The sequence below is a fragment of the Sorangium sp. So ce128 genome, from assembly GCF_051525245.1.
GTDB classification, from domain to species: domain Bacteria; phylum Myxococcota_A; class Polyangia; order Polyangiales; family Polyangiaceae; genus Sorangium; species Sorangium cellulosum_B.
On the sequence record NZ_CP150313.1, the window covers coordinates 6,439,533 to 6,455,698 of the forward strand.

Consider the following 16,166-nt stretch of genomic DNA (forward strand, 5'->3'; position numbering starts at 1 on the left):
TGTTCTTCCGACGATTGCCTACCCTAGCGCTGGGCGCTGCGGCGGCGCTCGCCGCGGCGTGCAGCTCGCCGCCTCCACCGCAACCCGTAGCGCCGCCGCCGACCGTGACCGCGGCGCCACCGCCTCCGCCTCCCCCTGCTCCGAAGCCCTGCAAGGCGCTCGATGAGCAGTGCCAGGCAGAGGCGTCGACCCGGGCGAAGATCGCCCAGAGCTCACTCGTGTTCACGCCCGCGAAGGGCTGGACCTATGCCCAGGCGGAGAGCGCCACGATCGCGCAGGCCGCGGACGAGGGCCCGGCCTTCGCGACGGCGCAGATCGACGCGGGCGAGGGCAAGCAGGCGATCGAGAAGCGCGACGCCGCGCTCGAGGCGCTGGCGCGCGAGATCAACGTGATCTTGCCGAAGAAGAAGGTGAACTGGAAGAAGCCCGACGACATCAAGGACGTCGCCGGGCGGAAGATCGGCCTGTGGCAAAAGGAGGGCGCCGCCCGCGGGACCAGGAAGGGCCCGCTGCTGATCTTCGGCGACACCGGGAAGGACGGGGAGATCGTGCTGGGGCTCGGCTTCGTCCCCGAGGACGACAACTCCGGCGCCGACGAGACCATCCTGCAATCGATCGAGTCGATCTCGGTCGCGGCGGAGTGATCTCGTGACGGCACCGAACGTCGCGCCGGGCAGCGTCATCGCGGGGAGGTTCTCGGTCCGCTCGCTCCTCGGCTACGGGGGCGCGACGGCCACCTTCCGCGCGGTGACGGCGCAAGCGCGCGACGTCGCCATCAAGCTGTACTCGCCCGTCGTCGGTCAGCGCGGGGACGCGATGCAGCACCTCCAGCGGTACGTGGCCGAGACGAACAGGCTGCCACCAGAGCTCGCCGCACACATCCTCGAGGCCGGCTACGACCCGGCGACGGCCGCGCCCTTCACGGTGACGGACATGATCCCGTTTCCGTCGCTCGCCGAGCTCGTGCGTCGCCGGCCCATGGGCTTCGAGGAGGTCGGCTCGATGCTCCGCTCTCTCGCGGCGGTGCTCGACGCGGCCCACGCCCGCGAGGTCCCCCACCACGGCCTCAAGCCGACGAACCTGTTCATCGACCCGAGCGCTCCGGGCAGCGTGAAGCTCACCGACTTCGGGCCGTCCCTCGCGCGGAGCATGGTGCCGACGCAGGAGGGGTATGTCCTCTCCGCGCCGTGGCTAGCGCCCGAGCAGCTTCAGCCGGGCGGCCAGGCGGGACCCGCCGCGGACATCTTCTCCGCTGCGCTGGTCTCCTTCTTCGCGCTCACGGGCCGCTCGTACTGGCGTTCCTGCCAGGGTCAGGTGGACATCCAGGGCTGGCAGCGCGAGCTCATGGCGCCGCGCCTCGCCGCGTCCGTGCGGGCCGCGGAGCTCGGCGTCCCGCTGAGCCCTGTGCTCGACGGCGCCTTCGCGCGCGCGCTGGCGCACGATCCGCGCGAGCGCTTCCGCTCCGCGAGCGAGCTCGCGGCCATGCTCAGCGGCTTCTCGGGGGCCGCGATCGAGGTGGGCTCGACGCTCGCCCTGTCTCCTTCGGTGAACGAGGCGGTCGCGCCCGCGCCGCCGGCCGTTGCCGTCACCGCGGCGAGCGCGCCCGCGCCCTTGCCGCCCGGCGACGCCACGCAGCTGGTGCCCTCGCCGTTTTCACCCTCGCCGCAGCCGTCGCACGCGCCGTTTTCACCTTCGCCGCCGCTGGCGCCCTCGCCGCAGCCGCCGCAGCCTTTTGCCGACGCGCCCGCCGGACAGGCGCCGTCACCTTCGGCCCAGAGCCAGACCGCATCCCGTCGAAGCGGCATTCCCGCGCTGACGGCGGTCAGCACCGCGCCCCGGTCGCCGTGGGGCAAGGCGGCCTCCCTGATGGTGGGCATCGTTGGTGTGCTGCTCGTCGGGGGCACGGCCGCCGCGTGGTACGTCCTGGACCGCAAGGACAAGGCGCAGCCGAGCCCCAGCGCCTCGACAAGCGCTTCCGCTGCGGCTCCCCCCGCGCCGTCGGCCGAGCCCGCTCCGCCCGAGCCAGCCCACAGCGCGCCGGCCGACGCCGGGACCCCGAACGCCGAGCCCCCGATCGATGCCGGCGCCTCGACCGACGCCGGCGTGGCGACCGACGCGACGGTGAAGATCTCCTGCAAGCCCGTCGCGTGCGAGGAGATCACCATCGACGGCAAGGTGACGCAGGCCCCGGAGGTCGAGCTCGGGCTCTCCCCTGGGGTTCACAAGGTGAGCGTCAAGCGAACCGGCTACTTCCCGCGGAGCCTGGGCGTCGTCGTCAAGGCCGGAACGCCGCTCGTGCAAGAGTTCCAGCTCACCGAGATCCCCCCGGCTCAGCCAGCGGGGCAGGCGGCGAGCAAGCCTTGCGGCAAATTCCTCAAACGCTGCAAATAGCCATCTTGCGCGCGCTCACGCGCGAGGGTGCGCCCGACGGTACGCGGCGCGCACGTGGTCGTCGGCGAGGTGCGTGTAGATCTCGGTCGTCACGACGTTCGCATGACCGAGGAGCGCCTGGACGCTCCGGAGATCCGCGCCCCCCTCGAGCAGGTGCGTCGCGAACGAGTGGCGGAGCTTGTGCGGCGAGCTCGGCTTGGCGATGCCCACGGCGCGCGCATACCCGCCGAGGAGCTTCCACACCGCCTGCCTGGTGAGCGGCCCGCCGCGCGGCGAGAGGAACAGCACCTGGGTCGCCGCGCTGCGCGGGTGCGTCGCGCGCAGCTCCAGGTAGGCGTCGATGGCGGCGAGCGCCGGCTCGCCGAGCGGCACGAGCCGCCGCTTCCCCCCCTTGCCGAGCGCCATCACGATCCCTTTGCGCCGGTCGACGTCCGCGAGCTTGAGGCGCACCACCTCGCTGACGCGCAAGCCGGCCGCGTACATCACGTGGAGCATCGCGCGATCGCGCAGCCCCTTGAACGTCCCTTGCTCGGGCGCCTCGATGAGGAGCGCGATCTCGTCGAACGAGAGCACCTTGGGCAGCCGCCGCCCGACCCTGGGTCGCTCGACCAGCGCGCACGGATCCCGCTCGATGCGGCGCTCGCGGAGCAGGAAGCGGATGAACCCGCGGACCGCGGAGAGGTGGCGCGCCGCCGAGCTGGCGCTGATGCCCGCCTGGCCGAGCGCGACCAGGTAGGTGCCGATCAGCGCCTGGTCGAGCCCATCGACGGTCGTGACCCCGCTCGCCTCGGCGTGGGCGACGAGCTTGGCGAGATCATGGCCGTACGCCTCGAGCGTCAGGGGCGCCAGAGCCCGCTCGACGCGAAGGTGATCCAGGTAGGCGTCCACCCAGGTCGCAAGGTCCACGGCCAACGGTACTTCGAAAGCGGCGAAGCGCGCCAGAAAGCCGGGCCGGAGCGGATCGACCCAGAACGCCCCGAACGGCAATACGTCTTCCTCCCTTCCGGCGTTTCACCTCCCCGTCCTGGTTCCAGCCGGACGAGGAATGCGTCACAGTGGGCCCCGTGGTGTCAGCCTTCGAGGTCATCGAGCCCCGCGGAGCGGAAAGCCCGGTCCTCGTCGAGGTACCGCACGCGGGCGTCCACGTGGATCCCGAGTCGCTGTCCTGGACCATCGCGCCGGCGCGCAGCATCGGGCGCGACGCGGACCTGTACGTCGACGCGCTCTTCCAGGACGCTCCGGCCGAGGGGGCGACGCTCCTCTTCTCCAGGATGAGCCGGCTGGTCGTCGATCTCAACCGGGGCGAGGCGGACTGCGACGGCGACGCGGTCGAGGGCGGCGGCCGGGCGCCCTACCCGCGGGGGCTCATCTGGCGCATGACCACGGACGGCGAGCCGATCCTCGCCGCTCGGCTGCCGCGACAGGAGGTGGAGCGCCGGCTCGACCGCTTCTACCGCCCCTATCACGGCGCCCTCAGCGCGCTCCTCACCCGCAAGCGCGAGCGCTTCGGCTTCGCGATCCTCCTCTGCGCGCACTCGATGCCGAGCCAGGGCCGCCGCGGCCACGCGGAGGGCGCGATCGCTCGGGCCGACATCGTCCCCGGCACGCGCGGGCGGACGACCGCCGCGAGCGCGGTGATCGACGCGGTCGATCAGCACGCGCGCGCCTGCGGCTTCTCCGTGCGCCATGATGACCCCTATAAAGGGGGTTTCAGCACCGCGCACTACGGCCAACCGCACCGTGCCGTCCACGCCGTGCAAATCGAGATTGCACGCCGGCTGTACATGGACGAGCAATCCCTTGCCATGGATGGGCAAGGATTCCCTGCCGTGCGAGACTTCGGTCGTACCCTGGTCGCGCGGCTCACCTCAGCCGAGCTGCTCGGTCAGCTCCGCAGCAGCCCTCCCTTCGACGCCCGTGAGATCTGATCCAGCTCCATCAATGGAAAAGCCTTTCGGAGAGGCGAGCCGCGACCGCCCGCCAGCGAGCCGTCGCGCGATCGCCGAACGGGAAAAGGCCGCACCAGCCCAGCCGGAGGGCGCCACAACCGGCGACAGCCCGGCCGACCGCGCCCAGGAAGGACCGGCTGCGGCGTCGATCAGCGTCGCTCCGGTCGATCGGCGCCTCGAGTCGAACCCGGCCATCCCGATCGAGGTGGCGCCCCCGAGCACGCGCGAGCACGTCACCAAGCCGCTCCTCGCGTCCGAAGCGCTCATGGAGGACCTGGCGCCGATGCGTCCAGCGCAGGACGCGGCGCGGATCTGGTGTGCTGCGGTGGGCGCCGGATTCCTTCTGCTCGGCGGCCTGTCGATCGCTGGGCTCCGCCCGGACGGCGTTGTCGCGGGGCCGCCGGCGTTCGTCCTGGGCATCGTCGCGCTGTTCACCGCGCTCACGTCGGTGAGCTACCGGCAGCGCGCCGTCGCCATGGTGGTGCTCGGGGCGATCGCGACCGTCCTCGGCCTCCAGAGCTCGGGGACGGCGGTCGGCTGGGGAACCGCCCGGGCCGTCGCGGCGATAGCGCTCCCGGCTGCGCTCGTCTTCCGGTCTCGCTACAGGGCGTACAGCGGCGCACGGTGGCTGCTCGTCGCCGCCTTCCTCGTCACGCTCCCATCCTTCGGGCATGCGATCGGACAGCTGGCTCTGCACGATCCGCACCTGGGCCATCTCGGCGCCTTGCTGGTAATCCTGGCGGTCCTGTCCAGCCTTACCGGGTTCATGGGTGCGGAGACGACGGGCGCCGGGTCGTTCCTTGCCGTCGCTGTGGTGCTCGCCTTCACGGCCGACCTGGTCGTCGGCAGGCTCGCGCATCTCGACACCTTCTCGCCCCGGGACATCGTCATCGTGCTCTCCGCGAGCCTTGCGTTCGCGGCGACGTCCGCCATCACGAGCCTCGGCCTGTTCCAGATCCTGGCCTGGCGCCTGGCTGCCGACGCCCGGCGCATCGATCTGCACTCACGCCGCCCCGAGAACGAGAAGGACGGGCGGGATCGGCGTCCGCCCTCGGGCGGCGAGTGGCTGACCTAGGCCGCGCGTCAGCTGGCGCGTAGGGCGTCGGGGACACCGAGGGGAGAGGCTCGTCCGGGTCGGGCGCGACCCGCTCTTCCCCATCCCCTTCTGCGTCCGGCCGGCGTCAGCGCGGCGATCGACCGATCGACCTCTCCGGCAGAGATTTCCAGCCCACAGCGGCAATGATCCCCCGGACGACGCTTGACATGTCCCCCGGCTTCCTTCACTTTCCCGCGCTCCCGAGCCCCCCTGCTCCCCCGCGCAGGGCGTGCGCCCGGCCAGCTAGTTCGATTTACGGTCGGGGCACCGATGCAGGGCCCCTTCCAACCGAGGACGTCATGGCGAAGAGCGACATCACTGGGAAGCGGAAGCTTCTGGCGCAGAATGTCTCCCACTCCAACATCAAGACGAAGCGCTGGCAGCTCGTGAACATTCAGACCCGGCGCGTCTGGGTCCCCGAGCTCAACCGCTTCGTGAAGCTCAACCTCACGACGCGCGACATCCGCACGATCGACAAGATCGGCGTTGTCGCCTACGCGAAGCGCTACGGCGTCGCGCTCTAGGCCCAGCACCAGCGCGCCGGCCGGCCTGAATGTCGGCCGCCGCTTCGCGGCTGGATGCGCCGCGCTCTGTTCTCCCCCCCTCGGGGCTCGTCTCCATCCATCTTCAGCTTTGGAAGTGCCGCGTGCGTGACGGCACGCGGCGCATGCAGCCGGCGCGAGCTGGCAGGCGTCGGCCGCAGCGCACGTTGCGCAGCGGCTCGCTGCACCTCGCTGCAGCCTCAGCGCTCCTCCACGGCGCCCTCGATGGCCCGCGCCGCGTCGGCTAGGGAGCCGCATGGCCGGCCGATCTCCGCTTCGGCCGACCGACGCTCGCTGCGCCTCACCCCTCTGCCGGCTGCGTCCCTGTCCCCGCCATGAAGCCGGCTGCGAGGTTGGCCGTGCGCGCGTCGCGCTCGTCGCGCAGGACGGCGATGGCGGCGCTGGCGCCCTGCTGCGTGCGGACATCATGAAGGGCAGCTTCGAGCGTGGTGCCGGCGAGGAGCGCGGTGAGGCCCCTCACATCGATCGTGGGCTTGCCTGCGAGCGCGATCGCAGCCGCGAAGGCGCCGCGCTGGAGGATCCCGATCGGTGCGGCCGCGGGCAGGGGCGTGCCAGGGGCGAGGCGCGTGATCCCGCGGCGCACTGGGACGGCGTCGCGGCCGAGCACGATCTCGAGCTCGGGGACGGTGATGCCATCATCGGTGCGCGTATAGGCGAGCGCTGCGACCGTGCCCCAGCCGTCGCAAGCGACGATGGCGTCCGTGGGTCGCGCCACGTCCCCTACCGGCCAGGGTGCCTGGAGCGCGGTCGCCCCCTCCGCGATCGTGGTCGACGCGGCTTCCACCTCGGCGGGCACCGCTTCAGCGAGGTCTTCGGCGGTCAGCGTCCCCCCCGCGACCGCCCCGCCGACGGCCAGCAGCGCCCGCTCCACATCGCGCGCCCGGAGCGCCACCGCGCCGAGCGAGCCGACCTCGCGGAGCAGCGCGGCGCGCCCGGTCGCGCCCGCGCGCTCCGCCGCGACCACACCGGAGCGAACCAGCTCACGGAGCCGCGCGCGTCCGAGGTAGCCGTGCAGCAGGACCAGCATGCCGAGCGAGCGCGGAACAGCGACGTGCGCGGCCTCCGGGACGCTCTGCCCATCGACGAACCCGCGCGGCCGCGGCGCGCCGCGCCCAGGCTGGATCGCCCGTCCGTCGAACGCCCTCGCGCCGACGCCGACGCCGGCCGCCAGCGCGACGGCGGGCGTGAGCAGCACGTCGGGCTGCGCGCCAGCTGCAGCGAAGAAGCCGGCGACGATCGCGTCGATCGCGCTGCCGGAGGACTCGAGCGCGGCCCGGGCGGCCGAAGCCGCAAAGGAGTCGCTCGCGGTGGCTGCCGCGCCGCGGATCACTGCTCCTCGTCCTCGGCGACGAGGGTGCTGGGCATGGGCATGGTCGGCCTTACCACAGCCGACGCTGTCGAGCGATCCGGCGTGCGCGCGAGCGCCGCCGCGAGCAGCGACTTGATCTGCGGCGCGCGGTCGCCCTCGACGACCAGGAACACCTCACGCCGTCCGCGCAGGCGCTCGGCGACCCGCTCGAGCGCGGCCGCTCCCATCGACGAGGAGCGCCCGAGCGCGCGCAGCCGTGTATAGACGATCGGCCCGGGCGGCGGCGCGTCGCGCGCCACGTCGAGCACCGGGATGACCTTGGCGGCGCGCGCGGTCGCAACGATGTCGTCGCGCTCCCAGATCCCGGAGGGCTCCCAGCAGCGCACGACCCCTTCGGCGGGCAGGCGTTCGAAGAGCGCCGCGAGCTTCTTGCGGTTGCTCGCCGTCGGCCGGAGCGACGCCGGCGTCTGGAGCAGGACGCACCGCGCCTCCAGCACGGCCGCCACCTCGAGCGAGGCCGAGAGCGCCTCGTCGAGGTCGCGCCCGCCGGCGAGCTCGCCGACCACGCGCGGCAGCACCACGCTGAAGACGAAGCCCGGCGGCACCGCTTTGCGCCACTTGCGCAGCGTCGTCGCGCGAGGCAGCGACGTATCGAGCGGGCGGAGCTCGACCAGATCGAAGCGATCTTTGTACTTCTGAATATCGCCCTTGAGCGAGGGCAGTCCGACGAGGAGGCGGGCCATCAGCGCGGACTCTTAACCCACCTTGCGCGCCGATGCAGCGCGTGCCCGACGGCGGCGCGATTTCTCATTTGGGGAGTAAAATCCTTGATTTATTCGAAGTGGAACCACTGCGTCGGGTTGTCCCGGAGGAAACGCTCCATCTCCGCCGTGATCTGCCGCGCTGCCACGTCGAGCTCGGACGATCCTGGCTTGCGGGGGAGCGAGATGGGCGGCGCGATGCAGATCTCGTACTCCATGAAGCCGGTCCGCCGCGTGAACACGGGGACGATCGGCGCGCCGCTGACCGCCGCGAGCTGAAGCGGGCCCTCCGGGACGCGCCAGGGTCGCCCGAAGAGCTCGACGTCGCGCCCGCGCATCCCGGACGGAAGTCGATCGATCTGGATGGCCACGACGCCCTGCCGCCTGAGGTGCGCGAGCAGCGGGAGCACCGCGAGCGGATCGTCGGCCACGTGCTGCATCCGTACGCCGACCCGATCTCGCGTGCCGTCCTGGATGGCCTGCGCTCGCTGGTCGCGCTCGCGCTGCATCACGATGAGCACGTCGGCAGCGTGCACCGATCGCAGCAGCGGCGCGGCGGCCTGCCAGCCGCCGGTATGCGCCGTGACGACGATCACGCCGAGGCCCCGCTGGAACGCGTTCGTGAAGTGCTCGTCGTTCACGCACAGGCCGGTGAGCCGATCGGGCCGGCTGCTGCCCGCGATGAACGCGTCCGTGAGACAGCTGGCGAAGTTGATGAACACCCGGGCGACGTCGCGGTACTCGTCGAGCGTCCCCCGCTCGCCCAGCGTCAGCCGGAGGTTCCTGCGCACGGCCCTCCGCTGCTCCGGCAACACCGCGCCGACGACGAGCCCGAACAACGCAGGGCTGTGCCGGACGAGGAGGTCCGGGCCGTAGGTCACCCCAGCGTCGACTGCCCGCCGCCAGAGGACGGAATCGTGCCGGCGTAGATCGTCGAGGAGCGCTCGGAGCCTGGAGGGGAGATCCACGTTGGTGCTCGTGCGCGCGGCGCTTTGCCGGCGCACACCGTAGCGGATCATCGGGCCCCCGCGAAGAGCGCCCGAGCACCGCCGCGCTCCCGCGCCGCGTTCGATCGCGGCGGGCAGCGCGCCTCAACCTGCACCGGGATCCTCGTTCGACCCGTCAGGCCTCGGCGCGCCCGGGCCCGCCGGCTCGCCGCCCCCTGCGTGGCTCACCCCCCACGCGGCGACCTCGCGCACCGATGCATCGTCATGAGCGAGCGCTGCGACGAGCGCGCGCTTCGCGCTCGCTGCCGCCGCGCCATCTGCGCCGCTCGCCAGCCGGTTCGCAGCGACGATCGTCGCGTTTCGGGCGAGCCCGCCGCGTCGCGCGCGCCGGACCGGCGTCCCGACGGTCAGCGCGTCAAACGCTTGCTCGTCGAGCGCCACGAGGTCGTCGACGTCCCGCGCTTCCCATCGGGCCAGAGGATGGAACGGCGCGGTGCGCTCGAGGGGCGGGGGCGCGGTCCTGTTGAAGGGACATACCTCCTGGCAGACGTCGCAGCCGAAGAGGTGCTCACCCATGCCGGACCGCAGCGCCTCGGCCGGCGCGCTCCTCTGTTCGATCGTCAGGTACGCAATGCAGCGCCGCGGATCGAGCACGAAGGGCGCGTCGAACGCCTGCGTCGGGCACGCGTCGAGGCAGCGCGTGCACGATCCGCAGCGCTCCGCGATGGGCACGTCGGGGACGAGATCCAGCGTGGTGACCACCTCGCCGAGCAGCTGGTAGCTCCCCTGCCCCGGCGTGATGATCAGCCCATTTTTGCCGACGAAACCGATGCCAGAGCGCGCCGCCCAGACGCGCTCCATCACCGGCTCGACATCGCAGAGCGGCCGCGCGAGCACGGATGGCGCGAGCGAGCGGATGAACGCCGCGAGCCGCCGGAGCCGCCGCTTCAGGTGGTTGTGATAGTCCTGCCCGCGCGCGTACCGCGCGACGCTCTGCGCGAGCGTCGGGTCGCGCCGCTCGCTCTCCTTGGGCCGCGCATACCTGCGGCCGACGCACACGACCGAGCGTGCTCCTTCGAGGATCGCGCTGGTGTCCAGCCGGCGCCGCTGCTCCGCGTATTCCGCGAGGTACCCCATCTCCCCGTGCATGCCGCGCGCGACGAACTCCACGTACCGTGCGTGCTCGACCCCGAGGGGCTCGTCGGCGCGCGCGACGCCCACGACGTCGAAGCCGAGCGCGAACGCCTGCTCGCGCACCAGCCGGTCGGGCATCGGTCGCGCCGCGCTCGCCTCCCCGGCGGGACGATCGGCCTCGCGCTCGCTCATCGCAGGAGGATGGACCGGAACGGCGCGCGGCGGTGCTGGCGCCACGCTCGACGACCGCGCGCCGCGCGAGATCACCCGGCGTTCCGGTCGCCGAGCAGCCGATCGAGCGTGATCGCGCACGCCGCGCGCACGCTCAGGTGGTTGTAGCCGGTGCTCGCCTCCGCCCTGATCGGCTCGATCCGGACGTCGGCATCGGCGATGACCTCTGGCGCGAGGCCCCAGCCTGTGCCGAACAGGATCACCACCGGATCGCTCGCTTGCGCGAGGCGCGCGCGGGTCGCTGCGTAGCTCGTCACCGGGAGCCCTCGCGAGGCCGCCGCGGTCGTCCAGACCTCGACGCCGCGCCGACCTGCGCCGCTCAGCGCGGAGTACACGTCGTCCAGGCTGGGGACCACGCTCAGCACATCGAGCGCGACCGCGCGATCCGGGATCCGGCGCTTGCCGGAGCCGATCACCCAGTGTTCCTTGATCCGCTCTGCCAACGCGCGCTGAGCGGCGACCGGATGAACGACGAAGAGCCGCTCGGCGCCGTACGAGCGCGCGCTCCGCGCCATGTCGTGCAGATCGAGGTTCGTGATCGCCGTGGTCACCGTCTCCCCGGACCGGTCGAGCACGGGGTAGTGAACGAGCGCGAGCGCGAGCCTCATCGCCGCGCCTCGCCGCTCTCGTCCTGGGGCGGCTCTCCCCCATGCGCCTTGCGCCAGAGGTCGGGCCTGCGCTGGGCCGTGCGCAGCTCGGCCTCCGCTCGTCGCCAGCGCGCGATGGCCGCGTGGTTTCCTTGCTGCAGCACGTCGGGCACCTTGTGCCCACGGAACTCAACGGGACGGGTGTACTGCGGGTACTCCAGGAGCCCTGACAGCGCGGGGCTGTGCGACTCGTGCTCCGCCGACACAGCGTTCCCGAGCACCCCTGGGAGCAGGCGCACGCACGCATCGATCACCGCCATCGCCGCAACCTCGCCGCCGGTCATCACGAAGTCGCCGAGCGAGATCTCCTCGTCGACGAAAGCGCGCACCCGCTCGTCGAACCCCTCGTAGCGACCGCAAACGAGCGCAACGGCAGGGCGCGCCGCGAGCTCGATGGCCTTCTCCTGACGGAAAGGCTGCCCCTGCGGCGTGAGCAGCACCCGGTGCGCGCGCGGCAGAGGCCCCGAGGACGCCGTCGCGTCGGCCCCTGGAGGCGCGCTCGACGCATCGCCTCCGGCGGCGACTTCCTCGAGCGCCTCCAGGCAGCGGACGATGCAGTCGACGCGCATCACCATGCCGGAGCCGCCGCCGTAAGGCGTGTCATCCACGCTCCGGTGTCGGCCGAGGCCAAACTCACGCGGGCTGCGCGTCCGCACGGCGAGCGCACCCGACGCGAGCGCGCGCCCGACCATGCCGATCGCCAGGAACCCCTCGAACAGCTCCGGAAACAGGGTGACTACGTCGATGCGCATCGCACTTGCCGAGGCGGGCTCCCTTGCGCGGAACGGCGGCTCAGACGAGGCCTTCCAGCGTCGCCAGCTGGACGACCTGCCGCTCCGCGTCCACGCTGCTGACGAAGCTCTCGGTCAGCGGGATCTCGATGGAATCTGCGCCCTGCCTCTCCACGACGAGCACATCGCAGGTCGGGTACGACTGGAGCGACCTCACGTGCCCGAGCAGATCGCCGTCGGGCGTCATCACGCGCGCCCCCTCCACGTCGCAGGCGTAGAACTCGCCCTCAGAGAGCGGCGCGAACGCGTCCCGAGGGACGCACAACGTCGCTCCGCGCAGGGCCTCGGCCGCGTCCCGATCGTCGATCCCGGCGATCCGCACGAGCAACGCCTTGTCGACGGGCCGCGTCGCCACGATCTTCGCGTCCCGCGCAGAGCCGTCGGGAAGGCGCAGCCTGATCGGAGGGCGCGTGAGGAGCAGGTCGGACGCCTCGTTGTAGAGGCGCAACCGCAGCTCCCCCTGAACGCCGTGCGGACGGGCGACATCCGCGACGGGAACGTAGCGTCGCTCCACGTCGGGCTCGTCTCAGTCGAGGATGTCGAGGTGCGCGCGGCGCCCCGACTTGCTCGCGGCGGCGCTCAGCAACGTCCTGATCGACTGCGCTGTGCGCCCGTCCTTGCCGATCACCTTGCCGATATCCTCGCGCGCGACCGTCAGCTCGATCCTGGGGAAGCGGTCTCCCGCGACCTCGCGCACGACGACCCGGTCCGGCTGGTCGACGAGCGCGCGGGCAACGAGCGCGACGAGATCGACCAGCGGAGACGTCGACGAGGCCATGCTACTTCGCGGCGTCCGCGGGAGCGGCCGCCTGGGCCAGCCCAGGGTGCTTCAGGAGCAGCGCCACCGTGTGCGTCGGCTGGGCGCCGTTCGAGATCCAGTGCCTCACGCGGGGAACATCGAGGCGGATCTCGGTCCTGCGCGGGTCGTACGTGCCCAGCCGCTCGATGAACCTGCCGCCGCGCGGGCTGCGCTGGTCGGCGACGACGATGCGGTAGAAGGGCGTCTTCTTGGTGCCCGCGCGGGCGAGGCGAATATGAACGGCCATCTGTAGAACCTCGATCGATATGGAAGAGCCCGTGCCCACGTTGTGCACGGCTTGCTCTGGAGGCGCCGGAGCGTAGCTCGTTCAGTGCTCCGCGCCAGAAGTGGGGGCGCAACCTAGGCGAAGATCCTGCCGAGGGTCAACCCCGCACGAGCAGGGCACGTCCGCGGAGGACAACTTTCGGGCCCCCGCTGCCTGCTCGAAGCCCCGCTCGCCCAGTCGCCAACCGTCCTCGCCGGACGAGCCCGGTGCGAGCGCGGAGCCGAGATCCGCGTGCACGCACGGTCGCCAACTTCGTGGAATTTGCGAGGAAAACGGGGAACATCTCGAAGGTACGTCGTCCAGGACACGCTGCTGGAGCAGCGCTTCCAGGGGGTTCACGCGGGAGCGCGTGCTACACGTGGCGTCAGCCCAGATCGAGGATGATGACGCCCCGGTTGGGATCGTCCTCTTCCGAGTCCGGAAGACGACGAGGTGCGGGGTAGCGTTCGATCGGCAGCTCGAGGCGCGGTCGAATTTCTTCTCTTCTGGACCGATCCTTCTCTTCTTCGCGCTGCCGTATTTGCTCGATGATGAACGGAGGAAGCATCGACTAACCCCTCCACCTCGTAGAGTGCTCGGCTGAATTGGTGGAACGAGGTCTGCGAGAAAGCACCCCGCTCTTAGAAGCGAATCTAGCAATGTGGGATGGCGGGTCAAGGTTATCGGTCGGGCCGACAGTGGTATGTTCGCAGCGCTCATGACGCGGCACGGCGCGTGGTTTGCGCACGCATGCTCCTCAGGCTCAAGGTCCGGTCCCGGGTCGGGTTCTGCTTCTGGTTCCAGTTCCAGTTCCAGTTCCGGTTCCGGCTCCGCTTCCGAACTTGTTCGGGAAGATCGGCGTCGGCCGGTGCGCTCGCAGGGCACGTCCTGCTCCTTCCTGGCGGCGCTGGTCGCACTGATGGCGCTGCTCGCGCCCGCCCGAGCAGCGGGCGCGGCCTTCGACGTGAACGACCCGAGCTGGGAGGGTTGCTCGGAGCTCCTCGAGATCGCGCGCGCGGAGCTGGGGGCCGCGAGGGTCCACCCCGTCGCTGTGCTCGACTGGAGCCAGGTCGGCCCAGAGGACGGCATCCTGGTCCTCCACCCGCTGCAAACGCTCGACGCTGACGAGACGACCTCCTTCATGAAGGCCGGCGGGCGGCTCGCCATCATCGACGACTTCGGCCGCGGCGACGACACGCTCCGGCGATTCCAGATCGAGCGCATCCCGACGCCAGCCCGGCCGCTCGCCGCGCTCCGGAACCGGCCCTCCCTCGCGATCGCGGAGCCCGTCGCCGACACCGTCGGGGGCCACTCCGTCGGCCGGCACCCCGTCGTCAGCCACGTGGAGCGGCTCGTCACGAACCACGCGACCGGCCTCCGGCATCCGAACCTCTCGCCCGTGCTGCGGATTCGCGCCGTCAGCGAGCCGGACGTGATCCTCGCCGTCGCCGGGCAGGTCGGCAAGGGCCGGCTCTTCGCGATGGGCGACCCGTCCGCGCTGATGAACATGATGCTCAGGTACCCGGGCAACCGCGCCTTCGCCTCCGGCCTGACGCGCTACCTGGTCGACGAGGATGGGGCTCAGCCGCGCCGAGGGCGGCTCCACATCGTCGCGAACCGGTTCGACGAAGAGAGCTCGTTCGGCGGCGAGACGTCGCTCCGCAAGGACTTCGACGCGCAGGTCAAGGCGCTCGCGAGCGCCGTCGAGGACGCCCGCCGCGACGGGCTTCCGGGCGGCGCCCTCCTCGTGCTCGCGGCGCTCGCCGGCCTCGGCCTCGCCATCTGGACCGCGCGCGCCTCCGCACGGCCCTACCGGAGCCCGCTCCCCCGGTACGCCCGTCCGACGCCGCTCGTCGCTCAGGGAGGCGCAGCTGGGCGCTTGGCCGTCCTCGCCGCCCCCTCTTCCCCGCGGGGCCTCGCGTTCCTCGAGCTGAAGAGCGCCCTGTTCGAGGCGCTGTCCTTGCGGTTCGGCCTGGAGGCGAATCCGGCGCAGGAGACGGTCGCGCGGCTCGTCGCGCGAGAGGGATCTCTTGACGAGCGAGCCCTCTCGGCCTTCAAGGATGTTCTGGGCACCATGTACCGAGTCGAAGCGTCCGTCGTCGCCGGCAAACCGGCGAACGTGTCCAGGCCCGCGCTCGTGCACGCCGCCGACGTCGTGCGGCATGTCCTCGCGGCTTGCGGCGCCGACGGCCGGAAGCCGCCGCGCGGACGTCACCCCAGCGCGCCCCCCGATCCTGCGACGGCGTCGCCGTCGCCAACAGACGCGAAGCTCGCACCACCCCACCCAGACAAAGGCGCTCGATGAACCAGGTTCAGGCCGTCGCCGTCGACGAAATCTCCGCGGCAAAGGAGCGGATCGAGGCGGTCCGGCGAGAGATCACGCGCGTTTACATCGGTTCGTCGCGCGCGATCGATCTGATGCTCACCGCCCTGCTCGCGCAGGGGCACGTGCTGCTGGAGGGCGTCCCCGGCGTCGCGAAGACCACGCTGGTCAAGGCGTTCGCGGCCACGCTGGGCGCGTCGGTCCGGCGGATCCAGTTCACGCCCGACCTCCTGCCCGCCGACATCACGGGGACCTATGTCCTGTCGCCCAAGGAGGGGACCTTCACGCTGCGCCCCGGTCCGATCTTCGCGAACCTCGTGCTCGCCGACGAGATCAACCGCGCCCCGGCGAAGACCCAGTCGGCCCTCCTGGAGGCCATGCAGGAGCGACAGGTGACGATCGAGGGCGATCGCTTCGAGCTGCCGTCGCCCTTCATGGTGCTCGCGACTCAGAACCCGATCGATCTCGAGGGGACCTACCCGCTGCCCGAGGCGCAGATCGACAGGTTCCTCATCCGCGTGAGCCTCGGCTACCCGCAGCACAAGGACGAGGTGGCGATGCTCCGCGCGCACAACGTCGAGGCGCCGCGGGCGCGGGCGACGCTCTCCGTCCAGGACCTCCTCATGCTGCAGGGCGTCGCGCGAAGGATCCACGTCGAGGACGATCTGTACGAGTACGCGGTGAACCTCACCGCGTTCACGCGCACGCACCCTCGCGTGCTGCTCGGCGCATCGCCGCGGGCCACGCTCGCGCTGGTCCAGGCGGCCAAGGCGGCGGCGGTGATCGGCGGGCGCCCGTTCGTCACGCCGGACGACGTGCGCGGCATGGCACAAGCGACGCTGGCCCATCGCCTGGTGCTGGTACCCGAGGCCGACGTGGATCCCAAGGCGCGCGACACGATCGTCGACGAGGCGGTTCAGCGCGTGGGGTACCGGCGCGCGGCGCGGCCGGCGTAGATCC

The 16,166-nt window shown here is 71.6% G+C and carries 18 protein-coding genes; 7 read left to right on the forward strand and 11 right to left on the reverse strand.

Going from position 1 to position 16,166, the window contains the following annotated elements; translation table 11 throughout:
* The first annotated feature begins 14 nt into the window (after window positions 1–14).
* Window positions 15–644 carry a hypothetical protein gene (locus tag WME82_RS24355; RefSeq protein ID WP_438044748.1) on the forward strand — a complete coding sequence of 210 codons (630 nt, stop codon included), beginning with the start codon at window positions 15–17 and terminating at the stop codon, window positions 642–644.
* Between the two features lie 4 nt (window positions 645–648).
* A complete protein-coding gene (locus WME82_RS24360) occupies window positions 649–2,391 on the forward strand; it encodes a serine/threonine protein kinase (RefSeq protein ID WP_438044749.1) in 1,743 nt (580 codons plus the stop codon).
* A 15-nt stretch (window positions 2,392–2,406) separates the two neighbouring features.
* Here the strand turns inward: WME82_RS24360 and xerD are convergent, their stop codons facing one another.
* On the reverse strand, window positions 2,407–3,297 hold the full coding sequence (xerD, locus tag WME82_RS24365) for a site-specific tyrosine recombinase XerD (RefSeq protein ID WP_437873709.1): 891 nt from the start codon (window positions 3,295–3,297) through the stop codon (window positions 2,407–2,409).
* A gap of 158 nt (window positions 3,298–3,455) precedes the next feature.
* Here xerD and WME82_RS24370 point away from each other — a divergent pair, with 158 nt between their 5' ends.
* The 3 genes from WME82_RS24370 to rpmB all read left to right on the forward strand — a co-directional run bounded on the left by WME82_RS24370 (window position 3,456) and on the right by rpmB (window position 5,960).
* Window positions 3,456–4,319: an N-formylglutamate amidohydrolase gene (locus tag WME82_RS24370; protein ID WP_437747848.1), complete on the forward strand. Its 864-nt coding sequence runs from the start codon at window positions 3,456–3,458 to the stop codon at window positions 4,317–4,319.
* Window positions 4,320–4,332: 13 nt separating this feature from the next.
* Window positions 4,333–5,415, forward strand: coding sequence for a hypothetical protein (locus WME82_RS24375; protein WP_438044750.1), 1,083 nt, complete (start codon window positions 4,333–4,335; stop codon window positions 5,413–5,415).
* A gap of 320 nt (window positions 5,416–5,735) precedes the next feature.
* Window positions 5,736–5,960 carry a 50S ribosomal protein L28 gene (rpmB, locus tag WME82_RS24380; protein WP_012237062.1) on the forward strand — a complete coding sequence of 75 codons (225 nt, stop codon included), beginning with the start codon at window positions 5,736–5,738 and terminating at the stop codon, window positions 5,958–5,960.
* 319 nt (window positions 5,961–6,279) lie between these two features.
* Here rpmB and WME82_RS24385 read toward each other — a convergent pair whose 3' ends face one another.
* The 10 genes from WME82_RS24385 to WME82_RS24430 form a co-directional block, all read right to left on the reverse strand.
* On the reverse strand, window positions 6,280–7,329 hold the full coding sequence (locus WME82_RS24385; RefSeq protein WP_438044751.1) for a hypothetical protein: 1,050 nt from the start codon (window positions 7,327–7,329) through the stop codon (window positions 6,280–6,282).
* The gene (locus tag WME82_RS24390; protein WP_437301456.1) at window positions 7,326–8,051 is read right to left on the reverse strand and encodes a DUF72 domain-containing protein; all 726 of its coding nucleotides are present in this window, start codon (window positions 8,049–8,051) and stop codon (window positions 7,326–7,328) included. Before WME82_RS24390 ends, WME82_RS24385 begins: the two co-directional genes overlap by 4 nt.
* Window positions 8,052–8,140: 89 nt before the next feature.
* Entirely contained in the window at window positions 8,141–9,088 is a 948-nt protein-coding gene (locus WME82_RS24395) for a lysophospholipid acyltransferase family protein (RefSeq protein WP_438044752.1), read from the reverse strand.
* 72 nt (window positions 9,089–9,160) lie between these two features.
* The gene (gene queG, locus WME82_RS24400; protein ID WP_438044753.1) at window positions 9,161–10,342 is read right to left on the reverse strand and encodes a tRNA epoxyqueuosine(34) reductase QueG; all 1,182 of its coding nucleotides are present in this window, start codon (window positions 10,340–10,342) and stop codon (window positions 9,161–9,163) included.
* Window positions 10,343–10,413: 71 nt separating this feature from the next.
* Window positions 10,414–10,989 carry an RNA methyltransferase gene (locus tag WME82_RS24405; protein ID WP_438044754.1) on the reverse strand — a complete coding sequence of 192 codons (576 nt, stop codon included), beginning with the start codon at window positions 10,987–10,989 and terminating at the stop codon, window positions 10,414–10,416.
* Entirely contained in the window at window positions 10,986–11,780 is a 795-nt protein-coding gene (gene trmD, locus WME82_RS24410) for a tRNA (guanosine(37)-N1)-methyltransferase TrmD (RefSeq protein ID WP_438044755.1), read from the reverse strand. Before trmD ends, WME82_RS24405 begins: the two co-directional genes overlap by 4 nt.
* Before the next feature lie 40 nt (window positions 11,781–11,820).
* Window positions 11,821–12,333: a ribosome maturation factor RimM gene (gene rimM / locus WME82_RS24415; protein WP_437873715.1), complete on the reverse strand. Its 513-nt coding sequence runs from the start codon at window positions 12,331–12,333 to the stop codon at window positions 11,821–11,823.
* A 12-nt stretch (window positions 12,334–12,345) separates the two neighbouring features.
* Window positions 12,346–12,597, reverse strand: a complete 252-nt coding sequence (locus tag WME82_RS24420) for a KH domain-containing protein (RefSeq protein WP_012237070.1) — start codon at window positions 12,595–12,597, stop codon at window positions 12,346–12,348.
* Between the two features lies 1 nt (window position 12,598).
* Window positions 12,599–12,865 (reverse strand): 30S ribosomal protein S16, encoded by a 267-nt coding sequence (gene rpsP / locus WME82_RS24425; RefSeq protein ID WP_012237071.1) that lies wholly within the window; start codon window positions 12,863–12,865, stop codon window positions 12,599–12,601.
* A gap of 403 nt (window positions 12,866–13,268) precedes the next feature.
* A complete protein-coding gene (locus WME82_RS24430; RefSeq protein WP_157906850.1) occupies window positions 13,269–13,451 on the reverse strand; it encodes a hypothetical protein in 183 nt (60 codons plus the stop codon).
* Window positions 13,452–13,751: 300 nt separating this feature from the next.
* On the opposite strand from WME82_RS24430, the gene WME82_RS24435 reads away from it, so the two are divergent.
* Together WME82_RS24435 and WME82_RS24440 are read left to right on the forward strand one after the other, a co-directional pair.
* The gene (locus WME82_RS24435) at window positions 13,752–15,188 is read left to right on the forward strand and encodes a DUF4350 domain-containing protein (protein ID WP_438044756.1); all 1,437 of its coding nucleotides are present in this window, start codon (window positions 13,752–13,754) and stop codon (window positions 15,186–15,188) included.
* A complete protein-coding gene (locus tag WME82_RS24440) occupies window positions 15,185–16,162 on the forward strand; it encodes an AAA family ATPase (protein ID WP_437747857.1) in 978 nt (325 codons plus the stop codon). Before WME82_RS24435 ends, WME82_RS24440 begins: the two co-directional genes overlap by 4 nt.
* Window positions 16,163–16,166: the final 4 nt, after the last annotated feature.

Bases quoted from the DNA above. Each gene is read 5' to 3' on its own strand.
- WME82_RS24375 (WP_438044750.1), top strand. From the start codon at position 4,333: ATGGAAAAGCCTTTCGGAGAGGCGAGCCGCGACCGCCCGCCAGCGAGC.
- rpmB (WP_012237062.1), top strand. From the start codon at position 5,736: ATGGCGAAGAGCGACATCACTGGGAAGCGGAAGCTTCTGGCGCAGAAT.
- WME82_RS24390 (WP_437301456.1), bottom strand. From the start codon at position 8,051: ATGGCCCGCCTCCTCGTCGGACTGCCCTCGCTCAAGGGCGATATTCAG.
- WME82_RS24395 (WP_438044752.1), bottom strand. From the start codon at position 9,088: ATGATCCGCTACGGTGTGCGCCGGCAAAGCGCCGCGCGCACGAGCACC.
- queG (WP_438044753.1), bottom strand. From the start codon at position 10,342: ATGAGCGAGCGCGAGGCCGATCGTCCCGCCGGGGAGGCGAGCGCGGCG.
- WME82_RS24405 (WP_438044754.1), bottom strand. From the start codon at position 10,989: ATGAGGCTCGCGCTCGCGCTCGTTCACTACCCCGTGCTCGACCGGTCC.
- trmD (WP_438044755.1), bottom strand. From the start codon at position 11,780: ATGCGCATCGACGTAGTCACCCTGTTTCCGGAGCTGTTCGAGGGGTTC.
- WME82_RS24420 (WP_012237070.1), bottom strand. From the start codon at position 12,597: ATGGCCTCGTCGACGTCTCCGCTGGTCGATCTCGTCGCGCTCGTTGCC.
- rpsP (WP_012237071.1), bottom strand. From the start codon at position 12,865: ATGGCCGTTCATATTCGCCTCGCCCGCGCGGGCACCAAGAAGACGCCC.
- WME82_RS24430 (WP_157906850.1), bottom strand. From the start codon at position 13,451: ATGCTTCCTCCGTTCATCATCGAGCAAATACGGCAGCGCGAAGAAGAG.
- WME82_RS24440 (WP_437747857.1), top strand. From the start codon at position 15,185: ATGAACCAGGTTCAGGCCGTCGCCGTCGACGAAATCTCCGCGGCAAAG.